Origin of the sequence: Herbaspirillum sp. B65, assembly GCF_000333555.1 — a bacterium.
GTDB lineage: Bacteria > Pseudomonadota > Gammaproteobacteria > Burkholderiales > Burkholderiaceae_D > Herbaspirillum > Herbaspirillum rubrisubalbicans.
Map to the genome: position 1 here is coordinate 1 of NZ_BADI01000468.1, position 22,420 is coordinate 22,420.

20 protein-coding genes and 2 pseudogenes are annotated in these 22,420 nt (G+C 61.3%); 21 read left to right on the forward strand and 1 reads right to left on the reverse strand.

Going from position 1 to position 22,420, the window contains the following annotated elements; genetic code table 11:
• The 13 genes and pseudogenes from I5W_RS11255 to I5W_RS11315 form a co-directional block, all read left to right on the forward strand.
• Positions 1-330: pseudogene (locus I5W_RS11255) on the forward strand (methyl-accepting chemotaxis protein); the annotation flags it as partial.
• Positions 331-430: 100 nt separating this feature from the next.
• Positions 431-1,315, forward strand: a complete 885-nt coding sequence (locus tag I5W_RS11260; RefSeq protein WP_044529288.1) for a dienelactone hydrolase family protein — start codon at positions 431-433, stop codon at positions 1,313-1,315.
• A 418-nt stretch (positions 1,316-1,733) separates the two neighbouring features.
• On the forward strand, positions 1,734-2,738 hold the full coding sequence (locus tag I5W_RS11265; protein ID WP_083893518.1) for an ABC transporter substrate-binding protein: 1,005 nt from the start codon (positions 1,734-1,736) through the stop codon (positions 2,736-2,738).
• A 93-nt stretch (positions 2,739-2,831) separates the two neighbouring features.
• Positions 2,832-3,863: an aromatic ring-hydroxylating dioxygenase subunit alpha gene (locus tag I5W_RS11270; protein ID WP_044529289.1), complete on the forward strand. Its 1,032-nt coding sequence runs from the start codon at positions 2,832-2,834 to the stop codon at positions 3,861-3,863.
• A gap of 17 nt (positions 3,864-3,880) precedes the next feature.
• Complete coding sequence (locus tag I5W_RS11275; RefSeq protein ID WP_044529290.1) at positions 3,881-4,738, forward strand: ABC transporter ATP-binding protein; 858 nt, start codon at positions 3,881-3,883, stop codon at positions 4,736-4,738.
• Positions 4,722-5,525 (forward strand): ABC transporter permease, encoded by an 804-nt coding sequence (locus I5W_RS11280; protein ID WP_044529291.1) that lies wholly within the window; start codon positions 4,722-4,724, stop codon positions 5,523-5,525. Before I5W_RS11275 ends, I5W_RS11280 begins: the two co-directional genes overlap by 17 nt.
• A gap of 42 nt (positions 5,526-5,567) precedes the next feature.
• Complete coding sequence (locus I5W_RS11285; RefSeq protein WP_044529292.1) at positions 5,568-6,983, forward strand: amidohydrolase family protein; 1,416 nt, start codon at positions 5,568-5,570, stop codon at positions 6,981-6,983.
• Between the two features lie 92 nt (positions 6,984-7,075).
• Positions 7,076-7,846, forward strand: coding sequence for a YqgE/AlgH family protein (locus I5W_RS11290; protein ID WP_026052238.1), 771 nt, complete (start codon positions 7,076-7,078; stop codon positions 7,844-7,846).
• A 14-nt stretch (positions 7,847-7,860) separates the two neighbouring features.
• Positions 7,861-8,247 carry a Holliday junction resolvase RuvX gene (ruvX, locus tag I5W_RS11295; RefSeq protein ID WP_044529293.1) on the forward strand — a complete coding sequence of 129 codons (387 nt, stop codon included), beginning with the start codon at positions 7,861-7,863 and terminating at the stop codon, positions 8,245-8,247.
• Complete coding sequence (gene pyrR / locus I5W_RS11300; RefSeq protein ID WP_017454301.1) at positions 8,244-8,756, forward strand: bifunctional pyr operon transcriptional regulator/uracil phosphoribosyltransferase PyrR; 513 nt, start codon at positions 8,244-8,246, stop codon at positions 8,754-8,756. Before ruvX ends, pyrR begins: the two co-directional genes overlap by 4 nt.
• On the forward strand, positions 8,749-9,708 hold the full coding sequence (locus I5W_RS11305; protein ID WP_017454302.1) for an aspartate carbamoyltransferase catalytic subunit: 960 nt from the start codon (positions 8,749-8,751) through the stop codon (positions 9,706-9,708). Before pyrR ends, I5W_RS11305 begins: the two co-directional genes overlap by 8 nt.
• 64 nt (positions 9,709-9,772) lie before the next feature.
• Positions 9,773-11,059 (forward strand): dihydroorotase, encoded by a 1,287-nt coding sequence (locus tag I5W_RS11310; RefSeq protein WP_017454303.1) that lies wholly within the window; start codon positions 9,773-9,775, stop codon positions 11,057-11,059.
• Positions 11,060-11,146: 87 nt separating this feature from the next.
• Positions 11,147-11,947, forward strand: coding sequence for a lysophospholipid acyltransferase family protein (locus tag I5W_RS11315; protein ID WP_017454304.1), 801 nt, complete (start codon positions 11,147-11,149; stop codon positions 11,945-11,947).
• Here I5W_RS11315 and I5W_RS11320 read toward each other — a convergent pair.
• The gene (locus I5W_RS11320) at positions 11,877-12,692 is read right to left on the reverse strand and encodes a symmetrical bis(5'-nucleosyl)-tetraphosphatase (RefSeq protein ID WP_044529294.1); all 816 of its coding nucleotides are present in this window, start codon (positions 12,690-12,692) and stop codon (positions 11,877-11,879) included. The two genes, I5W_RS11315 and I5W_RS11320, sit on opposite strands and share 71 nt — an antisense overlap.
• 151 nt (positions 12,693-12,843) lie before the next feature.
• Between I5W_RS11320 and rfbB the strand changes: the two genes are divergently transcribed.
• The 8 genes and pseudogenes from rfbB (at position 12,844) to wecB (ending at position 22,419) form a co-directional block, all read left to right on the forward strand.
• On the forward strand, positions 12,844-13,911 hold the full coding sequence (gene rfbB / locus I5W_RS11325) for a dTDP-glucose 4,6-dehydratase (RefSeq protein WP_044529295.1): 1,068 nt from the start codon (positions 12,844-12,846) through the stop codon (positions 13,909-13,911).
• A complete protein-coding gene (rfbD, locus tag I5W_RS11330) occupies positions 13,908-14,798 on the forward strand; it encodes a dTDP-4-dehydrorhamnose reductase (protein WP_044529296.1) in 891 nt (296 codons plus the stop codon). Before rfbB ends, rfbD begins: the two co-directional genes overlap by 4 nt.
• 7 nt (positions 14,799-14,805) lie before the next feature.
• A complete protein-coding gene (rfbA, locus tag I5W_RS11335) occupies positions 14,806-15,690 on the forward strand; it encodes a glucose-1-phosphate thymidylyltransferase RfbA (RefSeq protein ID WP_044529316.1) in 885 nt (294 codons plus the stop codon).
• A pseudogene (rfbC, locus tag I5W_RS11340) lies at positions 15,687-16,234 on the forward strand (dTDP-4-dehydrorhamnose 3,5-epimerase). The gene rfbA and the pseudogene rfbC overlap by 4 nt, the downstream one beginning before the upstream one ends.
• A gap of 8 nt (positions 16,235-16,242) precedes the next feature.
• Positions 16,243-17,082, forward strand: coding sequence for an ABC transporter permease (locus I5W_RS11345; RefSeq protein WP_044529297.1), 840 nt, complete (start codon positions 16,243-16,245; stop codon positions 17,080-17,082).
• Between the two features lie 127 nt (positions 17,083-17,209).
• Positions 17,210-18,322: an ABC transporter ATP-binding protein gene (locus I5W_RS11350; protein WP_252716995.1), complete on the forward strand. Its 1,113-nt coding sequence runs from the start codon at positions 17,210-17,212 to the stop codon at positions 18,320-18,322.
• A gap of 80 nt (positions 18,323-18,402) precedes the next feature.
• A complete protein-coding gene (locus tag I5W_RS11355) occupies positions 18,403-21,267 on the forward strand; it encodes a glycosyltransferase (RefSeq protein WP_148289089.1) in 2,865 nt (954 codons plus the stop codon).
• A gap of 57 nt (positions 21,268-21,324) precedes the next feature.
• Positions 21,325-22,419, forward strand: a complete 1,095-nt coding sequence (gene wecB / locus I5W_RS11360; protein ID WP_044529299.1) for a non-hydrolyzing UDP-N-acetylglucosamine 2-epimerase — start codon at positions 21,325-21,327, stop codon at positions 22,417-22,419.
• Position 22,420 lies beyond the last annotated feature (1 nt).

Genomic DNA, 22,420 nt, shown 5'->3' on the forward strand with positions numbered 1-22,420 from the left:
ACCGATGTGATGACCGAGATCACCCACGCCAACCGCGAGCAGAGCAGTGGCATCGAACAGTTCAACGAAGCCATCATCCAGATCGACGACATGACGCAACAGAATGCCGCGCTGGTCGAACAGGCGGCCGCTGCCGCCCGTTCACTGCAGGAGCAGGCGGCGGGTCTGCAGCAGTTGGTGAGCGTGTTCCGCATCGATGCCAGCCAGGCGCGTGTGGCTGCTGCTGCCACTGCTGCTCCTGCACAGCCGGTGGCTGCGCGCGAGTTTGATGTCACGCCGGCCACGCCGGGACTACCGGCCAGTGGCAAGGTGCTGGCGGTGCAGGGCTGACGGCCTCGGGTTATCATCCGGCACTGTCATTGCGCGTCCTCATTGCGCCTGCCTTCCCCTCACACTCAATGCGGTCCAGTGCCGCCAGATGGAGAGCCCGATGAACGATCTTCGTAGCGATCTCGACAGCCTGCTCGGCCAGAGCACCTTGTCCGCCAACGCCGACCGCCGCACTTTCCTCAAGACGGCGCTGGGCACCGGCTTTGCCGCCGCCGTCATGCCGGTCTGCGCGCAGACCATGATCAAGACCGATACCCAGGGCCTGAGCGCAGGCGAAGTCGCCATCGACGTCAACGGCCAGCGCGTGCCGGCCTATCGCGCTCAGCCCGAGGGCAAGACCGGCTTGCCGGTGATCATCGTGGTCTCCGAGATCTTTGGCGTGCACGAACACATCGCCGATATCGCACGGCGTTTCGCCAAGCTGGGTTACCTCGCCATTGCGCCGGACTTCTTCGTGCGCCAGGGCAATCCCATGGCCTATACCTCCATTGCCGAGCTGCAGAAGGAAATCATTTCCAAGGTGCCAGACGCCCAGGTGATGGGCGACATCGATGCCTATGTCAAATGGGCCGGCGAGAACGGCGGCGATCTCCGTCGCCTGGGGATCAATGGTTTCTGCTGGGGTGGCCGCATCGTGTGGCTCTACTGTGCGCACAATCCCAAGGTCAAGGCCGGGGCGGCCTGGTATGGCCGCCTGGTGGGCGAGAACAGCGCCCTGTTCCCGCAGCAGCCCATCGATATCGCACCCACCCTGAAGCCTCCGGTCATCGGCCTGTATGGCGGCAAGGACCAGGGCATTCCGGTGGCTACCGTGGAACAGATGAAGGAGGCGTTGCAGAAGGCCGGCAACCATTCCGAATTCCATGTCTATATGAACTCTGGCCATGCCTTCAATGCCGATTACCGCCCCAGCTATGTCGAGGCCGATGCCAAGGATGCCTGGGCCAAGGTGGTGGCCTTCTTCAAACGGCATGGCGTGGCCTGAGGCAGGCTTCTTATTGGTGCGCCTCTGATGCAGATCAAGGCATGGCGCCCCGATCTGTGGGCGCTACTGGTGCAAGGGATGGAGATTTCCATCCCTTTTTCATTGGCACGCCGTTTGCTAACCAAGAGCTTGAGTAGAAGCGGCTAGCAGTCGGTAACACTTCACACTTACCGTCTTGCGGGGCATTGCTCGTGACACCATCGGAGCCTTCCGATGGTCCCCATCATTTTTTGATCGGACACGAGACCATGCACAATGCCCACGCGCCTTCGCCTGATTGGCTCCTTCCTTTGCTGCCGCAGTTGTCAGCTTCTTCCGTTTTGTCGATTGCGTTGCTCCTGCGAGCTGCTCGGGGGATGCCCGATTGTTGATATTCCGATTGATCTGTGCAAGTTCAACCCACCTGGAGAGGAAGGCGATGAAAAAGCAAACGATGCAACAGCGGACATTCCTGCGGCGCTTCACCGGCGCACTACTGGGCGCGGCAGCCCTGCAGATGGCAGCCCTGGCCCAGGCCGAGGACAAGGTCACGCTGCTGTCGAACTGGTATGCCCAGGCCGAGCATGGCGGCTTCTACCAGGCCGTGGCCAAGGGCATCTACAAGAAGTACGGCATGGAGGTGACCATCAAGATGGGCGGCCCGCAGGTCAACAACATGCAGATCCTGGTGGCCGGGCAGGCCGACTTCAGCATGGGCTATGACTTCACGGTCATGAAGGGGATCGAGCAGGGGCTGCCGTTGGTCACCGTGGGGACCTCCTTCCAGTCCGACCTGCAAGGGATGATGACGCACGATGACGTCACCAGCCTGGCCGGCCTGAAGGACAAGACCATCCTGGTGGCCGGCTCCGGGCAGTCGAGCTGGTGGCCCTGGCTCAAGGCCAAGTATGGCTACACCAATGCGCAATCCAAGGCCTATACCTTCAACCTGCAACCCTTCTTCGCCGACCCCAACATCGCGCAGCAGGCCTATCCCTCCTCTGAACTGTTCCAGGCCGACAAGGCCGGCGTGAAGAGCAAGTTCTTCCTCTTTGCCAGCGCAGGCTATCCGCCCTATGGCACCACCATCGTGACGTTGCAAAAGACGGTGGCGACCAAGCCCGACCTGGTACAGCGTTTCGTCAAGGCCACCGCCGAAGGCTGGAAGAGCTACCTGGAAGACCCGGCCCCGGCCAATGCCCTCATCAAGGCCGACAACAAGAACATGAGCGACGAACAACTGGCCTATGCCGTGGCCAAGCTCAAGGAACTGAAGGTGGTCACCGGGGGCGATGCCGCCAGGCTGGGCATCGGCGTGATGACCGACGAACGCTGGAAGCAGACCTATGACGTGATGGTGGCCACCGGCCTGCTCAAGGCCGGCACCGATTACCACAAGGCCTATACCACCCAGTTCGTCAAGGACATGAAGGTCATGCCCTGAGTCGGTTTTCTCCGGCGAAGGCGACCGTGTTGGCACGCCGGCCGGCGCACGGTGGCGCATACCCGCTACCGTGCAAGCAGAAGGAGCCACATCATGTTGGTCACTCAACAAAAAGTCTTGCGCAAGTTCTGGTACGCACTCATGCCCATCTCGCAACTGAAGGAGGGGCCCCAGCCGTTCACGCTGCTGGGCGAGAAGCTGGTGCTCTGGCTCAAGGAAGATGGCACGCCGGCCGCCTTGCAGGATCGCTGCTGCCATCGCACGGCCAGGCTGTCCAAGGGTTTCGTGGAAAACGGCCATATCGTGTGCGGGTATCACGGTTGGACCTTCAATGGTGAAGGAACTTGCGTGAGGGTGCCGCAGAACGCGGAGGGCGGCGTGCCGTCTGGCGCCTGTGTGAAGTCTTATTACTGCAAGGAGCGCTACGGTTACGTCTGGGTGGCGCTGGAAGAACCGCTGCGCGACATTCCCGATTTCCCGGAAGAGGGCGCGCCGGGTTATCGCCGCATATTCCAGTTCTATGAACGCTGGGAAACCAGCGCACTGCGCATGATGGAAAACTCCTTCGACAATTCCCACTTCAGCTACGTACACCGCGCCACCTTCGGCCTGTATGACCAGCCCAAGCCGGAGAAATACGAGATCGAGGAAACCGACTACGGTTTCGAGGCCGAGACCCGGGTGCCCATCAAGAATGTGCCGGCCAGCTATCGCGTCACCGGCAGCACCGCCGACACCACCGTGCGCCACATGTTCAACCGCTGGTATCTGCCCTTCGTGCGCCGCTTCGGCTGCACCTATCCAGAGAGCGGCCGGCACCACATCATCTACAACTGCGCCACGCCCATCGATGATGGCGCCATTATGCTGTCGCAATGGTTGTATCGCAACGATACCGAAGAGGACTGTACCGAAGCCGAGCTCATTGCCTGGGATGCTCCCATCCTGGTGGAAGATCGCGAGATCCTGGAAGCCACCGATCCCGATGCCTGCATCGACGTGCGCCGCCGCCAGGAATTCCACATGGCCTCGGATCGGCCTGGTCTCATCATGCGGCGCAGATTGCTGCAATTGCTGGAAGAGCACGGCGAATCCGAAGTATTCCGTCTCCATCCCGTTGCATGAACTCGCCAGGAGATCCCATGGACAGAGATGAGCACGCCATGTCGCAGGCAGCGCGATGGGAGCAGAGGGAGCAGGAGGGCGCAGCCGTGCCGGTGCTGTCGGCGCAGCGGGTGGAGAAGACCTATGGCAACGGCACACGGGCGCTCGATGAGGTCCGGCTCGATATCAGGCGTGGCGAATTCGTCTCGCTGCTGGGGCCTTCGGGTTGCGGCAAGAGTACCTTGCTGAAGATGTTCGCCGGGCTGGAAGAGCCGTCCCATGGGCATATCCGCTGGTGGGGCGGTAACCTGGCCACGCTCGGCACGCCCGCGCGCACGCTGGCCATGGTATTCCAGGAAGCCACCCTGATGCCCTGGGCCACGGTGCAGCAGAATGCACGGCTGCCGCTGGACTTGCGCCACGTGCCGCGCGCGCAGGCCGATGCGCGCGTGGCCGAGGCCTTGCAGCGGGTGGGCCTGGAAAAATTCCACCAGGTGCTGCCGCGTGAACTGTCCGGCGGGATGCAGATGCGCGCCTCGATTGCGCGGGCGCTGGCGACTTCACCCAATCTGTTGTTGATGGATGAGCCCTTCGGGGCGCTCGATGAATTCACCCGCAACAAGCTGGATGCCGACCTGCGCGACATCTGGAGCCGGCAAGACCTGACGGTGGTGTTCGTCACCCATAGTATCTACGAGGCGGTGTTTCTGTCTTCGCGCGTGATCGTCATGGCAGCCAGGCCCGGGCGCGTGATTGCGGACGTGGCCATCGATGCGCCGGGGCCGCGCGATGAGGCCTTCCGCATGTCGGCGCCTTTCATGCAGTACTGCAAGACCCTTTCCGATTACCTGACGCTGGCCAACCAGCAGGGAGGCGACCATGCCGCCCAACACTGATCCGCTCATCCGCCGTCCCGGTTTCTGGCGCGTGGTGGCGCCGCTGTCCATCGGCATGGCGCTGCTGTTGCTGTGGCAGCTGGTCTGCACCTGGCTGGATGTGCCGCCCTACCTGGTGCCCACGCCGGTCCTGATCGCCAAGACCCTGGTGGCAGACTGGGGGCTGCTGATGGATTCGCTGCTGGTGACCTTGAAGATCACCTTCCTGGCCTTTGCGCTGGCGGTGCTGCTGGGGGTGGCGATTGCCTTCGTGTTCGTGCAGAGCCGCTTCATCGAGGTCAGCCTGTTTCCCTATGCGATCATCCTGCAGGTCACGCCCATCGTGGCCATCGCGCCGTTGATCATCATCTGGGTCAAGGATACGACGGCTGCGCTGACGGTGTGCGCGACCATCATGGCGCTCTTTCCCATCATCTCCAACACCACGCTGGGCTTGCGTAGCGTCAATCCGGGCTTGCTCAACCTGTTCCGCCTCAACAAGGCCACGCGCTGGCAGACGCTGTGGCGCTTGCGCATTCCCAGTGCCTTGCCTTACTTTTTCGGCGGCTTGCGCATTTCCAGCGGGCTGGCCTTGATTGGTGCGGTGGTGGCCGAGTTCGTGGCCGGTACCGGCGGCACCGGTTCGGGGCTGGCCTACCAGATCCTGCAGGCCGGTTTCCAGTTGAACATCCCGCGGCTGTTTGCGGCCTTGCTGTTGATCACGCTGACCGGCATCCTGCTGTTCTGGCTCATGAGTGCAATCTCGCGTGCGATGCTGGCGGGCTGGCATGAAAGTGAGATGAATTGAGCGAGATGCATTGAACATGAACTTCCCTGGAGTCGATCTGCCATGCCTACCTTCCTGATCAGGAACCTGCAAGCCATCATGACCGGCCTGGCGGGCGCTGCGGCCCGTCATGCCGGCCCCGACCTCCGCGTGCAGGACGGCGTGATCGCCGCCATCGGCAAGCTCGATGCATTGCCCGGCGAAACCGTGCTCGATGCCAGCGATTGCGTGGCCTATCCAGCCTGGGTCAATACCCATCATCACCTGTTCCAGTCGCTATTGAAGGGCGATCCGCTGGGCATCAATGCCACGCTCACGCCCTGGCTGGCGGCCACGCCCTATCGCTATCGCGCCCGCTTCGATGGCGAGCTGTTCCGGCTGGCCGCGCGCATCGGCATGGTCGAGCTCATGCGTTCGGGCTGCGGCACCATTGCCGATCACAACTACCTGTATTACCCCGGGATGCCCTTCGATAGCTCGGCGATCCTGTTCGAGGAAGCCGAGCGCCTGGGCTTGCGCTTCGTGCTGTGCCGGGGCACGGCCACCCGCACGCGGCAACTGGAAGCCGAGTTGCCCAGCGCCTTGCGACCCGAGACGCTGGAAGCTTTCCTGGTCGATATGGGCCGCCTGGCCAAGCGCTTCCACGATCCTGCGGCGGCGTCGATGCGCCGGGTGGTGATGGCGCCCACCACGCCGCTGTATTCGGCCGCGCCCGAGGAATTGCGCGAGATCGCCAGCGCCGCCCGTGCGCTGGGGTTGCGGCTGCATAGCCATCTCTCGGAGACCGTGGGCTACCAGGACAGCGCGCACGCCATGCACGGCTGCCGCCCGGTGGAGTTCTGCGAGCGGGTCGGTTGGCTGGGGCCGGACGTGTGGTTTGCGCATCTGGTCAAGCTGGATGTGGAGGAAATCCGCCTGCTGGGCGCGACCGGCACCGGCATTGCGCATTGTCCGCAGAGCAATGGCCGGCTGGGCAGTGGCATTGCCCCGATACGCGCGCTGGAGGCGGCCGGCGTGCCGGTGTCCATCGGCGTGGACGGCGCGGCGTCCAACGAGGCGGCCGACATGATCTCGGAAACCCACGCCGCCTGGCTGATGCAGCGCGCCCGGCGCGGGCAGGAGGCCAGCCCTGCCTTCCGGGGCGGCAGTTTCGAGGGCGGCGCCGATGCGGCGAGCGTGGAAGACGTGGTGCGTTGGGGCAGCACGGGCGGCGCCCGCGTGCTGGGTCTGGGCGCGCTGGATGGCTTGCAGGTGGGGCAGCAGGCCGATATCGCGCTCTATCGTCTGGATGATCCGCGCTACTTCGGGCTGCATGACCCGGCCATTGGGCCGGTGGTGTCGGGCGGGCGACCTTTCTTGAAGGCAATGTGGGTGGCCGGCCGGGCAGTGGTGCAGGACGACGTCATCCCGGGCGTAGACCTGGCCGAACTGGGGGCGCAGGCGCGGCAGGCGGTCAGAAAGATGCTTGGCGGCAATTAAAATGGTCTCGGATTTGGCATTCCATGGCCGGACTTGAGGGCTATTCCCCATGAGCCACATGGGATGCCGGCCAAAACTGCTAAAATGCCGGGATGATCAAGAGACGTAATTCTCCCTTCAGTTTCTCAGCCGAGGATTTCGATGAATCCATGGAATCCTTTGGCGCTTTCGATCCATTCCACCCCGACTCCCGCGCCCGCAAGGCTGCTGCCACCGATTCCACCGAGTCCAATGAGCGCGCCGAGGACGGCGACGACGCCGGGCAAGCCGCGCCTGCCCCGCTGGAACTGGACCTGACCAATCATTTCCTGATCGCCATGCCGTCCATGCTGGACCCGATCTTTGGCGGCACCGTGGTCTATCTCTGCGAACACAACCATAACGGCGCGCTCGGCGTGGTGATCAACAAGCCCACCGACATGACCATGGATGTGCTGTTCGACCGCATCAACCTCAAGCTGGAGATCCGTCCCGACACGCCTGATGCCATGCCCGAGCTGTATCGGCGCCCGGTCATGTTCGGCGGCCCGGTGCAGGTGGAGCGCGGCTTCGTGCTGCATTCCACCTCGGAAAAATATTCCTCCACGCTGCAGGTCACCGAAGACGTGGCCCTGACCACCTCCAAGGATGTGCTCGAAGCGGTGGCGCATGGCAATGGCCCCGAGCGCGTGCTGGTGACGCTGGGTTGCTCGGGCTGGAGCCCGGGCCAACTGGAAGGCGAGATCGCCCGCAACGGCTGGCTGACGGTCAAGGCCGATCCCGCCATCATCTTCGAATTGCCGGTAGAGCAACGCTTCACGGCAGCACTGGCCTTGCTGGGGATCGACCCGGTGATGCTCTCCGGCGATGCCGGACGGGCTTGAGACGGGAACTGCACTTGGACACCATCCTGGCCTTCGACTTCGGCTTGAAGCGCATCGGCGTGGCCGTGGGCAATACCGGCCTGAAGCAGGCGCAGCCGCTGGCGGTCATCAGCGCACCCACCAACGATGGCAAGTTCGCCGCCATCGCCAGCCTGATCCAGGAGTGGCAGCCGGCGCGTTGCGTGGTCGGCCTGCCCTTGCATCCAGACGGCGCCGAACACGAGATGAGCGCGCGCTGCCGCCGCTTCGCCAACCAGTTGCATGGCCGTTATGGCGTGCAAGTCACGCTGGTGGATGAGCGCTACAGTTCGGCGGTGATCCACCACCAACGCGGCGAGCAGATTGACGACCAGGCCGCCGCCATCATTTTGCAGCAATACTTTGACGACGCACATTCATGAGCACAACACCTTCCCAGCTTGATGCAGAAGCGCTGTACCAGACCCTGGTGCAGCAGATCAAGGCAGGCCTGCAAGGCGCAACGGACGTTGCGCTGGTAGGCATCCATTCCGGCGGGGCCTGGCTGGCCGAGCGCCTGGCCAGCGAGCTGGGCCTGACCGAACGCCTGGGTTTCGTGGACGTTTCCTTCTATCGCGACGACTTTTCCGAGAAGGGCTTGCGCGCCGATGTGAAACCCAGCCAGATTCCCTTCGATGTCGAAGGTGCCACCATCCTGCTGGTCGACGACGTGCTCTATACCGGCCGCACCACGCGCGCGGCCATCAACGAACTGTTCGACTATGGCCGCCCGGCGCGCGTGCTGCTGGCCGCGCTGGTGGACCGTGGCGGGCGCGAGCTGCCCATTGCCGCCGACTTCGTGGCCACTGCGGTCAAGCTGAACAAACAAGAAAACCTGCAACTGCAACGCGCCGATGACGGCCGCTTCTCACTCACGGTGGTCCATGCTTAATCCACAACTGAACAAAAACGGCGAACTGCAACACCTGCTGACCATCGAGGGTTTGCCGCGCGCTATCCTGACGCACATCCTCGATACCGCTTCCTCCTTCGTCAGCATCGGCGACCGCGAAGTCAAGAAGGTACCGCTGATGCGCGGCAAGAGCGTCTTCAACCTGTTCTTCGAGAATTCCACGCGTACCCGCACCACCTTCGAGATCGCCTCCAAGCGCCTCTCGGCGGACGTGATCAATCTGAACATCCAGGCTTCCAGCACCAGCAAGGGCGAGTCGCTGCTGGACACCATCGACAACCTGGCGGCCATGCACGCCGACATGTTCGTGGTGCGCCACGCGCAATCGGGCGCGCCCTTCCTGATCGCCAAGCACCTGATCGATACCAAGCAGTCGCACGTCCACGTGGTCAACGCCGGCGACGGCCGCCACGCGCACCCGACCCAGGGTCTGCTGGACATGTACACCATCCGCCACTACAAGAAGGACTTCACCAACCTGCGCGTGGCCATCGTCGGTGACATCCTGCACAGCCGCGTGGCGCGCTCGGACATCCATGCGCTGACCACCCTGGGGGTGCCCGAAGTGCGCGCCATTGGTCCGCGCACCCTGTTGCCCAGCGGCCTGGAGCAGATGGGCGTGCGCGTCTTCCACAACATGGAAGAGGGCTTGAAGGACGTGGACGTGATCATCATGCTGCGCTTGCAGAACGAACGCATGAGCGGCGCCTTGCTGCCCTCGGCGCAGGAGTTCTTCAAGAGCTACGGCCTGACCCCGGAACGCCTGGCCCTGGCCAAGCCGGACGCCATCGTCATGCACCCTGGCCCGATGAACCGCGGCGTGGAAATCGACTCGGCCGTAGCCGATGGCGCCCAGGCCGTGATCCTGCCGCAGGTGACCTTCGGCATTGCGGTGCGCATGGCGGTCATGAGCATTGTGGCTGGCAACTGAATCCCAGCCTGACGACGACTATCCCCGCGACGTTTTGAACGATCCGTTAAGAAGACAAGAACTGATGAAACTGCATATCAAGAACGGCCGCCTGATCGACCCGGCCAACGGCATCGATGCCCAGCAGGATGTGTATGTGGCCGCCGGCAAGATCGTCGGTGTGGGCCAGGCCCCGGCCGACTTCGTGGCCAACAAGACCATCGACGCCACTGGCCTGATCGTGGCGCCCGGCTTGGTGGACCTGTCGGCCCGCCTGCGCGAGCCCGGCTACGAATACAAGGCCACACTGGAGTCCGAGATGCAGGCCGCCATCCAGGGCGGTGTGACCAGCCTGGTCTGCCCGCCCGATACCGATCCAGTACTGGACGAACCGGGCCTGGTGGAAATGCTCAAGCACCGCGCCCGTTCGCTCAATCAGGCCCACGTCTATCCGCTGGGTGCATTGACCGCTGGCTTGAAAGGTAAAGCACTGACCGAAATGGCCGAGCTGACCGAGGCTGGCTGCATCGGCTTCTCGCAGGCCGAAGAGCCGATCACCGACACCACCGTGCTGCTGTCGGCGCTGCAATATGCCAAGACCTTCAACTACACCGTCTGGCTGCGCCCGCAAGACCCGCACCTGGGCCGCTCAGGTATCGCCCACAGCGGCCCGGCCGCTTCGCGCCTGGGTTTGTCGGGGGTGCCGGTGATGTCGGAGACCATTGCGCTCTACACCCTGTTCGAACTGATGCGCGCCACCGGTGCCCGCGTACACCTGTGCCGCATGTCCTCGGCTGCCGGCCTGGAGCTGGTGCGCCAGGCCAAGAGCGAAGGCCTGCCGGTGACCTGCGACGTGGGTGTCCACCACATCCACCTGTGCGACCTGGATATCGGCTTCTTCGACTCCAACGCGCGCATGACGCCGCCGCTGCGTTCGCAGCGCGACCGCGAAGCGATTCGCACCGCCTTGCTGGATGGCACCATCGACGCCGTCTGCTCGGACCATACCCCGGTCGATGACGATGAAAAGCTGCTGCCCTTCGGCGAAGCCTCGCCGGGTGCTACCGGCCTGGAACTGCTGCTGTCGCTGTCGCTGAAGTGGGCGCTGGAAACCGAAGGCCAGGGCAAGGAAGTGCTGTCCAAGGCGATTTCCAAGGTGACCCATCGCGCCGCCAAGGTAGCCGGCCTGAAGGCCGGCAACCTGGCCGTGGGCAGTGCGGCCGACCTGTGCTTGTTCGATCCCAATGCATTGTGGAAGGTGCAGGGCGCCGCGCTGGCCAGCCAGGGCAAGCACACGCCTTTCCTGGGCTACGAGTTGCCGGGTGTGGTCAAGGCGACCATCGTCTCCGGGCACATTGCGTTCGAGCGTTGACTTTCGCTTGATCGATGATGGCCCTTGCGCAAACTATTCTTTGATTACCGGTCAAGGCATTCTTGACCGGCTACGACTGACCGAGCCATGTTCGTTTTTCGTTTGCTGCGCCTGATCGCGCACTTGTTCAAAGGCATGGCGGTGTGTGCCTTCCTGTTCCCGTTCGCTTCGGAGAAAGGCCGGGAAGCGCACATCCGGCGTTGGTCGCGCAAGCTCTTGCGCATCTGTGGCATCCAGGTCAAGATCGACAGCCCGCTGCCGCTGCAGCGTTCGTTGCTGGTATCGAACCACGTGAGCTGGCTGGATATCTTCGTATTCAATTCGCTGCAGCCCTGCCGTTTCGTGGCCAAGTCCGAGATCCGCAGCTGGCCGCTGATCGGCTGGCTGTGCGCCAAGACCGGCACCATCTTCATCTCGCGCGGCAAGGCCAGCGATGTGCGACGCATCTTCAAGGGACTGGTGGAAAGCATCGAGAAGGATGAGCACGTGGCCTTCTTCCCTGAAGGCACCACGGCAGCGCAGGGTACGCTTTTGCCTTTCCACGCTAATCTGTTCGAAGCCGCTATCGATGCTCGCGCACCGGTACAGCCCTATGCGCTGCGTTATCTGGACGGCGAAGGCAAGCTGCATGGTGCGGCCGATTTCATTGGTGATATGTCCATTGCCGAAAGCATCATCACCATTCTCAAGGCGCAGGGCATGACGGCTGAACTGAAGCAATTGCCGCTTATCAGCACTGAAGGCGCGCATCGCCGCGACCTGGCACGCACGGCGCGTGAAGTCATTGCGGGTGGATTAGGGTATTCGCTGGAGTCGCTCAGCCCGGCTGGCGCGCCTGCGGACACTGCACCTGGAACAGCGCCCGATCCTCAAGTCGCACCGCGCTGAGTTTGCCGCCCCAGACGCACCCGGTATCGAGGGCGATCAGGTTGGGGCGCATGACCAGGCCCAGCGTGGACCAGTGGCCGAACACCACGGTCACCTCCGCAGTACGGCGGCCCGGTACCTCGAACCAGGGCAGCAATCCTTCCGGCGCGGCGGCCGCTCCTTCCTTGACTGCAAAATCCATCGTTCCATCGGCCTGGCAGAAGCGCAGGCGGGTAAAGGCATTGATGATGCAGCGCAGGCGCTCGTAGCCGCTCAGGTCGTCGCTCCAGCGCGCAGGCTGGTTGCCATACATGTGACGCAAAAAATCGACCCACTGCTCGCTTTGCAGCATGGCCTCCACTTCTGCGGCTAGCGCCAGCGCCTGATGCAAATCCCATTGCGGCAGTACCCCGGCGTGGACGATCAGGTGGCCCTGTTCATGGATGGCCAGGGGGCGGTGGCGCAGCCAGTGGATCAGTTCTTCGCGGTCGGGGGCGTTGAGGATGTCGTCGAGCGTATCGTCCCGGTGGGCTGGGCGGATGCCGCAGGCTACTGCCAGCAGGTGCAGGTCGTGGTTGCCCAGCACGGCCTGGGCGCGTTCGCCCATTTGCATGACGGTGCGCAGGGTTTGCAGGGATTGGGGGCCGCGGTTGATGAGGTCGCCGGCGAAGAGGATGCGATCTGGAGAAGCCGGCGGCAGAACGACTAGCAAATTCTCCAGGGAGCCTGCGCATCCCTGTAGATCTCCGATAACGTAATTTCTCATGTGCAATGTCTGGTGGGCTGTGATGAGGGAGCGGCGATGCCGTGCATAAACCGCCTGCGAACTGATCCAATGAGGGTTGGCTCGGGTAAAATACTCGGTTTCCATTCTTTACGCATGGTAACCAGCGGTGGTGTCCCATGCCAAGACAGCAATGATTTTAGTGACTGGCGGTGCAGGATTCATTGGATCCAATTTTGTCGTTGAGTGGCTCAGCCATACCGGCGAGTCCGTGCTCAACCTGGATTTGCTGACGTATGCCGGCAATCTGCAGAATCTGGCTTCCTTGTCAGACAATGCTGATCATATCTTTGTACAGGGCGATATCGGTGATCGCCCAATGGTGGCAGATTTGCTCAGGCAGCATCGTCCGCGCGCCGTGCTTAATTTCGCCGCCGAGAGTCACGTTGACCGTTCCATTCATGGTCCCGATGCGTTTGTCCAAACCAATGTGGTGGGCACGTTCAATCTGTTGGAATCCGTGCGCGAGTACTGGAGCCAGCTTGACAAGGCAGAGCGTGCGCAATTCCGCTTCCTGCATGTCTCCACGGATGAGGTCTATGGTTCGCTGGCGCCGCAGGCCCCCGCTTTCAGGGAGACAAATCGCTACGCACCCAACAGCCCCTATTCGGCGACCAAGGCAGCCAGTGACCATTTGGTGCGCGCCTGTCACCATACCTACGGGCTGCCGGTGCTGACGACCAATTGCTCCAACAACTATGGTCCCTATCACTTCCCAGAAAAATTGATCCCGCTGATGATCGTCAACGCGCTCGATGGCAAGTCCTTGCCGGTGTACGGCGACGGTCAGCAGATCCGTGACTGGCTCTACGTGAAGGATCACTGCAGCGCCATTCGCCGCGTACTGGAGGCGGGCACGCCAGGCGAGGTCTACAACATTGGCGGTTGGAACGAGAAGGCCAATATCGACATCGTCAATACCGTCTGCACCCTGCTGGATGAGTTACGTCCGCGTGCCGACGGCCAGAGCTATGCCGGCCAGATTACCTATGTGACCGACCGTCCGGGCCACGACCGCCGCTACGCCATCGATGCCGGAAAGATCGAGCGCGAACTGGGCTGGAAGCCAGCCGAAACCTTCGAAACGGGTATTCGCAAGACCGTGGAGTGGTATCTGGCCAATCAGGAGTGGGTGGCCAACGTCCGCTCAGGCAGTTACCGCGAATGGCTGGAAACCAATTACGCCGGACGCCAGGCATGAAGATCATCTTATTCGGATGCAACGGTCAATTGGGCTGGGAGCTGCAACGCAGCCTTGCCCCCCTGGGTGAACTCATCAGCCTGCACTCCGCCAGCCAGCGGTACTGCGGCGATCTGGCCGATCTTGCGGGTATCACCCGGACCATCGCGAGCGTGCGCCCTGATGTGGTGGTCAATGCTGCCGCCTACACAGCAGTGGACAAGGCCGAGTCCGATAGTAAACGAGCCCGCCTGGTCAACGCGCAGGCGCCCCAGACGATGGCGTTGGCAGTTGCACAGTGTGGCGCGCTGCTGGTGCATTACTCGACTGATTACGTGTTTGACGGCAGCGGCGACAAGCCTCGCCGTGAAGTCGATCCGACCGGTCCGTTGAACGTCTATGGCCAGACCAAACTGGAAGGAGAGCAGGCGATCATTGCCAGTGGCTGTGCCCATCTCATCTTCCGGACCAGCTGGGTCTATGCAGCACGCGGCGGCAACTTCGCCAAGACCATGCTGCGGCTGGGCGCCGAGCGCAAAGAGCTCAATGTCATCGACGATCAGACCGGTGCCCCCACCGGGGCGGAGCTGCTGGCCGATGCCAGTGCGCACGCCATCGCGCGGACCGTTCAGGATCCCGCTCGTCAAGGCCTCTACCACCTGACCGCTAGCGGAGAAACAACCTGGTTTGCCTATGCCCGGCACGTCTTCGGGCTGGCCGAACAATGGGCCGGACAAACCAGCCTGGCACGGCTTTCGCCCATTCCTACCAGTGCCTATCCGACACCGGCAAGGCGACCGCTGAATTCGCGTCTGGATTGCAGCAAGTTCCAGGACGCCTTCGGGCTGGTACTGCCAGGGTGGCAAGGCGGTGTTGAGCGCATGATGAAAGAACTCCATGAACACTAAAACGAACATCCCGCGCAAGGGCATCATCCTTGCCGGTGGCTCCGGCACACGGTTGCATCCGGTAACCATGGCAGTGTCCAAGCAATTGCTGCCGGTCTACGACAAGCCGATGATCTACTATCCGCTGAGCACTCTGATGCTGGCCGGCATCAGGGACATCCTCATCATCACCACGCCGGATGAGGCCCCGCGCTTCCAGAGTCTGCTGGGCAATGGCTCCAACTGGGGATTGAACATCAGCTATGCGCAACAACCCAGTCCGGATGGCCTGGCACAAGCCTTCATCATCGGTCGCGATTTCATCGGAAACGCGCCCTCTGCGCTGGTGCTGGGTGACAACATCTTCTATGGACACGATCTGCAGTCCAAGCTGGATCAGGCCTGCAACCGCGCTGACGGGGCGACCGTGTTCGCCTACCATGTGCACGATCCTGAACGTTACGGCGTGGTCGCCTTCGACGTCGATGGCCGCGCCACCAGCCTGGAAGAGAAGCCGGCAAGGCCCAAGAGCAAGTATGCCGTGACCGGTCTGTATTTCTATGACAACCAGGTCTGCGACATCGCGGCCGATATCAAGCCATCGGCACGCGGCGAGCTCGAGATCACCGATGTCAATCGCTGCTATCTTGAGCGGGGCCAGCTCAACGTGGAAATGATGGGGCGCGGTTACGCGTGGCTGGATACCGGTACCCATGAGAGCCTGATCGAAGCCAGCAATTTCATCCAGACCATCGAACATCGCCAGGGGCTGAAGGTCGCTTGTCCGGAAGAGATCGCTTATCGCATGGGCTACATTGATGCCCAGCAGTTGCAAAAGCTGGCGGCACCGCTGGTCAAGAGTGGCTACGGTGTCTATCTGCAACGCTTGTACGAGCAGGGAGATGCATCTTGAATTCAATAGCAACACCCTTGGAAGGAGTCCTGTTGATCGAGCCGAAGGTGTTCGGTGATGATCGCGGATTTTTCTTCGAGAGTTTCATCAGCGGCGTTTCAACGAACTGGTGGATCGCGAGGTCGAATTCGTCCAGGATAACCACAGCAAGTCCGCGTGCAATGTGCTGCGTGGACTGCATTACCAGATCCGCCAGGCGCAGGGTAAGCTGGTGCGCGCAGTCGCTGGCGAGGTGCTGGATGTGGCGCTGGACCTGCGCAAGAGTTCGCCGACCTTCGGACAGCACTACAGCGTGCGCCTGAGTGCCGAGAACAAGCGCATGCTGTGGATTCCAGAAGGATTTGCGCATGGTTTCGTGGTGTTGTCCGAGAGTGCCGAGTTCCTCTACAAGACCACCGATTACTGGGCGCCCGAGCATGAGCGCAGCATTCTCTGGAATGACCCGGCCCTGGCCATCGACTGGGGGCTGACTCTTGATGCGCCCATGCTGTCGGCCAAGGATCTGGCGGGCAAGCTGTTCCATGAAGCGGAGCACTTCGATTGAAGTCATCCATGCTGGAAGTCGATCCGCACGCAGCCCCCAGTCTTTCTCCGCTGGCCCTGCTCAAGTCGCTTGTCCGCCATCGCAGCCTGCTGGTCCAGATGACCAAGCGTGAAGTCGTGGGCCGCTACAAAGGGTCGGCGCTGGGCGTAGCGTGGTCGTTCTTCAATCCGATTTTCATGCTGGTGGTCTATACCATCGTTTTTTCCCAGATCTTCAAGAGCCGTTGGGGCAGCGGCGATGATGAGAGCCAGACGCAGTTCGCGGTAGTGCTGTTCGTGGGTATGATCGTGCTGAACCTCTTCAGCGAGGTCATCAACCGCGCCCCGCACCTCATCGTTCAGAACGTCAATTTCGTCAAGAAGGTGGTCTTTCCTCTGGAGATACTGCCCTTGGTCTCGCTGGGCGCGGCCGTCTTCCATGGCCTGATCAGCCTGTCGGTGCTGTTGCTGGCGTTCGTCACCTTCAATGGCTACCTGCATTGGACCTTGATTTTCACCCCGTTGGTACTGCTGCCTTTCCTGCTGGTTATTGCGGGGTTGACCTGGATCCTGGCGGCGCTGGGTGTGTTCCTGCGTGATCTGGGCCAGACTGTGACCATCGCCACCACGGTGCTGACTTTCCTGTCGCCGGTCTTCTACCCGATCGACGCCGTCCCGGGCAAGCTGCGCACGCTCATCATGATGAATCCGCTGACCTTCATCATTGAGCAGGCGCGCAATGTGCTGATCTGGGGGCGTCTGCCGGATTGGAGCGGGCTGGCCATCTATCTGCTAGCTTCGTTAGTGCTGGCCTGGCTGGGTTACGCCTGCTTCCAGAAGAGCAGGAAAGGATTTGCCGATGTCCTCTGAAGCCTCCATCGTCGTCGAGGGCCTCAGCAAGTGCCACCACATCTACGACAAGCCGCGTGACCGCTTGATGCAGCTGCTTCACGGCGGCCGTCGCCAGTATTACCGCGAGTTCTGGGCCTTGCGCGATGTGTCCTTCGAGGTCGCGCGTGGTGAAACCATTGGCCTGATCGGCCGCAATGGCAGCGGCAAGTCCACGCTGCTGCAGATGATCTGCGGCACGTTGGCGCCAACTTCGGGCAGCGTCAAGACACGGGGGCGGGTGGCTGCCCTGCTGGAACTGGGTGCCGGGTTCAATCCCGAGTTCACCGGCCGCGAAAACATCATCATGAATGGCGCCATCCTTGGCCTGACCCGGGATGAGATCGAGGGCCGCATGCAGGATGTCATCGAATTCTCAGAACTGGGTGAGTTCATCGAGCGCCCCGTGAAGACCTATTCCAGCGGCATGTATTCTCGGCTTGCATTTTCGATTGCGATCAACGTTGATCCCGATATCCTGATCGTCGACGAGGCCTTGTCGGTGGGCGACGCCCGTTTCGTTGCCAAGTGCATGCGGCGGATCAAGGATATCCAGGGCAAGGGTGCCACCATTCTTTTCGTCAGCCATGATGTTGGATCAGTGCGCAGCCTCTGTTCGCGCGCCATCTGGATCAACAAGGGGAGCTTGGTGGAGGTCGGTGATGTGTTTCCTGTCACGGGCCGCTACATGGAATTCATGTTCCAGGATGACGATGTCCTTCCCACTGCCCAGACACTGGATGCGCCCGTGGAGACCGTGGCCATTGATGCGCGTCCATCGACCCATTGGGGCTCGGAGCAGGGACTGATCAAGTCGGCCAGCGTCTGCGATGCCCAGGGCAATCGCCGCGATGTGCTGGAGTGGGGCGAGCGGGTGCAGGTCCTGCTGGAGATCAGCCTGCCGGACCATATTCCGCTGGAGCATCTCTGCATTTCCTTCTCGATCAAAGATCTGAAGGGGACTGATCTGATCGTCTCCACCACCCATCAGGACATGGCGGTTTGCCTGGCCGAGGGACGGCATTTTACGATCAGCTTCACACTCGACAACTTGCTCGTCAGTGGTAAATATCTGTTGGTGGCCGCCGTGGAAAACCGGCAGGGCGCCGATATCCATTATTACGAGTATCTGGAAGGTGCGCACTATTTTTCATCTATTGCGCCCAATTTCTTCGGACTGGTTCAACCCAGGATAGAACAGCAACTAAAGGTCAAACAGTGACAGATCCGATCAATTCAGACAGCTATTGGAACCGGCGTTTTTCCAACGACTGGGATACGAACGAGGGGCCGGAACAATCCGTGTTCTTTGCCCACCTTCTGTTGCGCAACTTGCCGTCCTGGTTCATTGACTACACCAAGAAGCAGACTTCTACGGCCGCAGACTGGGGCTGTGCAGAAGGGCAGGGTACGGAGTACTGGGCCTCTCGCCTGACCGCCACCCGTTTTCTGGGCATCGATTTTTCGGACATTGCCATCACCAAGGCCAGTGCACAGGCCAAGCTGGCGAACTTTGCCTGCGAGAACTGGTTGGGCGAGGGGTTCTCGCGGCCGGATCGCTTCGACTTCGTGTTCTCCTCCAATACCCTGGAGCATTTCGAGGATCCACTGCCAGTCCTCAACAACATCGCTCGCCATGCCTCCAAGGCCGTCGTGCTGGCGCTTCCCTACAAGGAAATGGAACGCATCGATGAACACTTCCATACGTTCCTGCCTGATAATCTGCCAACCCGCCTGAGCAATGGATTCCGACTGGTCTGGTCTCGGGTGGCCAATTGTGATGAGATCAGTCACAGCTATTGGAACGGCAAGCAGATATTCCTCATCTATGCGGAGACGAGCTGGGTGGATGGCGTTGCTCCGCATCTGCAGGATTGCACCGTGCAGGAAGAAGTATTCGACCCCCAAAAGCTTGCCGAAATGCATGAGCGAGTCGCGGCATTGAGCGAGGATCGCGAGAAATGGCGCCAGCAGGCCCTGGAGATGTCCAACTGGGGCAGCAAGCTCAATGACTTCATCGCTGTCCAGTCGGATCAGCTTGCCCGCGTGAGCCAGCGCCTCCAGGCCATCGAAGGGGCACCCTTGCGTTACGTCAGCAGGCGTTACGCGCGCGGCGCGGCGCGGCGCATCTTCAATGCGTTGCCCTTGCCTGCAGGACCCAAGCAGTTTTTGCGCCGTTTGATCGGGCGCATATTGCGCCGGGTGCAGGTATCGGCACCCGCCGCCCCGTCTGGATATGAACCGGAGCGTGTACAGCGCTTCATCGCGGCCAATCCCAAAGCAGAGGCCAATCCTGTGCGTGATGTGCTGGTCTTTTCGGTGATTGACTGGCACTTCCGTATTCAGCGCCCGCAACAGATCGCGCGCGGTTTCGCCCAGAATGGTGCGCGCGTGTTCTTCCTCAGCAATCACTTCGTCGACGATCCCGAGCCGGGTTATGAGATTGAACGGCTCGACGTTGACCTGGAACTCTATCAGGTCAAGCTGCATGTCAGCGGCGCACCGGCGATCTACTTCTCCGCACCGGGCGAGGCTGAACTGGACCGGCTGCGTGCCAGTCTGGCCAAGCTGCTGCTGGATCAGGCAGCGCTTTCCACGGTATCGGTGGTCGAACATGCCTACTGGTACCCGCTGGCCCGTTCGGTCCCCAATTCCCTGCTGGTTTACGACTGTATGGATCATCACGAGGGATTCGGTAACGTGCCGCGCGAGCTGATCGATCTTGAACACAAGATGATGGCCTCCAGCGACCTAGTGGTGACCACCTCGTCCTGGCTGGAAGACATGGCCCGTGGCAAGGCCCGCAGCTTGGCGACGGTGCGCAATGCTTGCGAATACGAGCGATTCGCCAAGGCGCCGCAGCAGGTTTACCAGGACGCGCGCAAACGCAAGATCATTGGTTACTACGGGGCCATTGCCGAATGGTTTGACCTTGACCTGGTCCGCCGCCTGGCCAGCGAGAATCCCGATGCGCTGGTGCTGCTGGTGGGCAACGATACGGCGCAGGCCGGTGCCGCATTGAAGGGTTTGTTCAACGTGGTAATGACGGGCGAGGTGCCATACGACCAATTGACGCATTACCTCTATGCTTTCGACGTCTGTCTGCTGCCCTTCAAGGTCATTCCCCTGACCCTGGCCACCAATCCGGTCAAGGTCTATGAATATCTGGCCGCCGGCAAGCCGGTGGTCAGCACGGAATTGCCCGAGATTGCACAGTTCGGCGACCTGGTCGATTCGGCGAGTTCCCACGACCAGTTCGCCGAGATGGTAAAGAAGCGCATTGCCGTACCCAGTTCGCCCGCCGAAGTCGAGCAACGCCGCGCCTTTGCGCAGCGCCAGACCTGGCAGCATCGGGCCGAGGAATTCAGTACCGCGCTGGCTGGTTTGAGCATGCCCAGGATCAGTGTCATCGTGCTGACCTACAACAACCTCGAACTGACCAAGGCTTGCCTTGATAGCTTGATCACGCGCAGCCATTATCCTAATCTGGAAATCATCGTGGTCGATAATGCTTCCACCGATGGTTCCGTGGCCTACCTGACTGCGTTCGGCAAGACCTATCCTGAGGTGAAGATCATCCTCAACGAGACCAACGTCGGTTTCGCAGCGGGTAACAACATCGGCTTGGCGGCTGCGACGGGCCAATACCTGACTCTGTTCAACAACGATACGATTGCTACCCGTGGCTGGGCGCTGACGATGATGCGTCATCTACAGCAGGACACCAGCGTTGGCTTGGTCGGGCCGGTGACCAACAATATCGGCAACGAGGCAAAGATCCGGACCACCTATACCGATCCGGCCGAGATGCCGCAGGAAGCGGCCTTCTATACGTTGCGCCGCATGGGCAGGGCCTTCCCGCTCAAGACCGCCGCGTTCTTTTGTGTCATGATGCCGCGTTCCACTTACGAAAAATGCGGTCCGCTATGCGAAGAATACGGTCTCGGTTTCTTCGAAGACGACGACTATTGCCGTCGTGTCGAGCAACAGGGCCTGCGGGTCTTGTGCGTGCGTGACGTGTTTATCCACCATCACCTGTCGGCATCGTTCAACAAGATGCTGTCCAAGGACAGGCAGGCGCTGGTGGACCGCAATCGAGCCATCTACGAGTCCAAATGGGGGCCCTGGGAGCCGCACCAGTATGACATCAGCAATGACGACGCCTGACAGAGAGGGATGCTAGTTTCAGCGTTGAGCACATTCACTTAATCCGAAGACATACCTATGACAACCAAGAAAATCATCTGTGTCGTGGGCACGCGCCCCGAAGCCATCAAGATGGCGCCGATCATCCTGGCGCTGCGCGCCGATCCCGCTTTTGACGTCAAGGTGCTGGCTACCGCGCAGCACCGCCAGATGTTGGATCAGGTTCTCAACGTATTCGGCATTACACCGGACATCGACTTCAACATCATGCGGCCCAACCAGGCGCTGACCGCATTGACCGCTCGCCTCCTGCAGGCTTTTGACGAAGTGCTGCTGCAGGAGAAACCGGACGTGGTGCTGGCCCAGGGTGACACTACCACCGTGCTGACGGCCGCGTTGGCCTGCTTCTACCATCGTATCGATTTCGGCCACGTGGAGGCTGGCTTGCGCACTGGCGACATGCTGAATCCCTTCCCGGAAGAAATGAATCGCGTGGTTGCTGGCCGTCTGGCGCGCTGGCACTTTGCGCCGACCGAGAGCTCGCGCCAGAATCTGCTCAAGGAAGGCGTGCCGGATAGCCAGATCTTCGTCACCGGCAACAGTGTGATCGACGCGCTGCATTCGGTCTCGTCCCGTCAGCCGGAGATCGGGATTGAGCTCGATGCGTCCAAGCGTCTGGTGCTCGTCACAGCGCACCGCCGTGAGAATTTCGGCAAGCCTTTCGAAGCCATTTGCAAGGCGGTCAAGGAGCTGGTGAATCGCAATCCCGATATTCAGGTCCTGTTCCCGGTCCACCCCAACCCCAACGTGCAGACAGTGGTGCATGCCGAGTTGGCCGATGATCCGCGCATCATCCTCTCGCAACCACTGGACTACCTGCCGTTCGTGGGGGCTATGCAGCGTGCCTACCTGATCCTCACCGATTCGGGCGGCGTGCAGGAAGAGGCACCGGCGCTGGGCAAGCCGGTGCTGGTGTTGCGTCACGAAACCGAGCGTCCGGAAGCGGTGCATGCCGGTGTGGTCAAGCTCATTGGCCCCAATTACGATGCCATCCTGGAAAATGCACAGGCGTTGCTGGATGACAAGGTTTTGTATTCGTCGATGGCCAAGGGTGTCTCTCCCTATGGTGATGGGCAGGCCGCGCGCCGCACGGTTGACGTCCTCAAGAGCTGAA

Excerpts from the sequence above, each read along its gene's own strand:
- I5W_RS11260 (WP_044529288.1), top strand. The coding sequence starts at position 431 with ATGAACGATCTTCGTAGCGATCTCGACAGCCTGCTCGGCCAGAGCACC.
- I5W_RS11265 (WP_083893518.1), top strand. The coding sequence starts at position 1,734 with ATGAAAAAGCAAACGATGCAACAGCGGACATTCCTGCGGCGCTTCACC.
- I5W_RS11270 (WP_044529289.1), top strand. The coding sequence starts at position 2,832 with ATGTTGGTCACTCAACAAAAAGTCTTGCGCAAGTTCTGGTACGCACTC.
- I5W_RS11275 (WP_044529290.1), top strand. The coding sequence starts at position 3,881 with ATGGACAGAGATGAGCACGCCATGTCGCAGGCAGCGCGATGGGAGCAG.
- I5W_RS11280 (WP_044529291.1), top strand. The coding sequence starts at position 4,722 with ATGCCGCCCAACACTGATCCGCTCATCCGCCGTCCCGGTTTCTGGCGC.
- I5W_RS11285 (WP_044529292.1), top strand. The coding sequence starts at position 5,568 with ATGCCTACCTTCCTGATCAGGAACCTGCAAGCCATCATGACCGGCCTG.
- I5W_RS11290 (WP_026052238.1), top strand. The coding sequence starts at position 7,076 with ATGATCAAGAGACGTAATTCTCCCTTCAGTTTCTCAGCCGAGGATTTC.
- pyrR (WP_017454301.1), top strand. The coding sequence starts at position 8,244 with ATGAGCACAACACCTTCCCAGCTTGATGCAGAAGCGCTGTACCAGACC.
- I5W_RS11305 (WP_017454302.1), top strand. The coding sequence starts at position 8,749 with ATGCTTAATCCACAACTGAACAAAAACGGCGAACTGCAACACCTGCTG.
- I5W_RS11310 (WP_017454303.1), top strand. The coding sequence starts at position 9,773 with ATGAAACTGCATATCAAGAACGGCCGCCTGATCGACCCGGCCAACGGC.
- I5W_RS11315 (WP_017454304.1), top strand. The coding sequence starts at position 11,147 with ATGTTCGTTTTTCGTTTGCTGCGCCTGATCGCGCACTTGTTCAAAGGC.
- I5W_RS11320 (WP_044529294.1), bottom strand. The coding sequence starts at position 12,692 with ATGAGAAATTACGTTATCGGAGATCTACAGGGATGCGCAGGCTCCCTG.
- rfbB (WP_044529295.1), top strand. The coding sequence starts at position 12,844 with ATGATTTTAGTGACTGGCGGTGCAGGATTCATTGGATCCAATTTTGTC.
- rfbD (WP_044529296.1), top strand. The coding sequence starts at position 13,908 with ATGAAGATCATCTTATTCGGATGCAACGGTCAATTGGGCTGGGAGCTG.
- I5W_RS11345 (WP_044529297.1), top strand. The coding sequence starts at position 16,243 with ATGCTGGAAGTCGATCCGCACGCAGCCCCCAGTCTTTCTCCGCTGGCC.
- wecB (WP_044529299.1), top strand. The coding sequence starts at position 21,325 with ATGACAACCAAGAAAATCATCTGTGTCGTGGGCACGCGCCCCGAAGCC.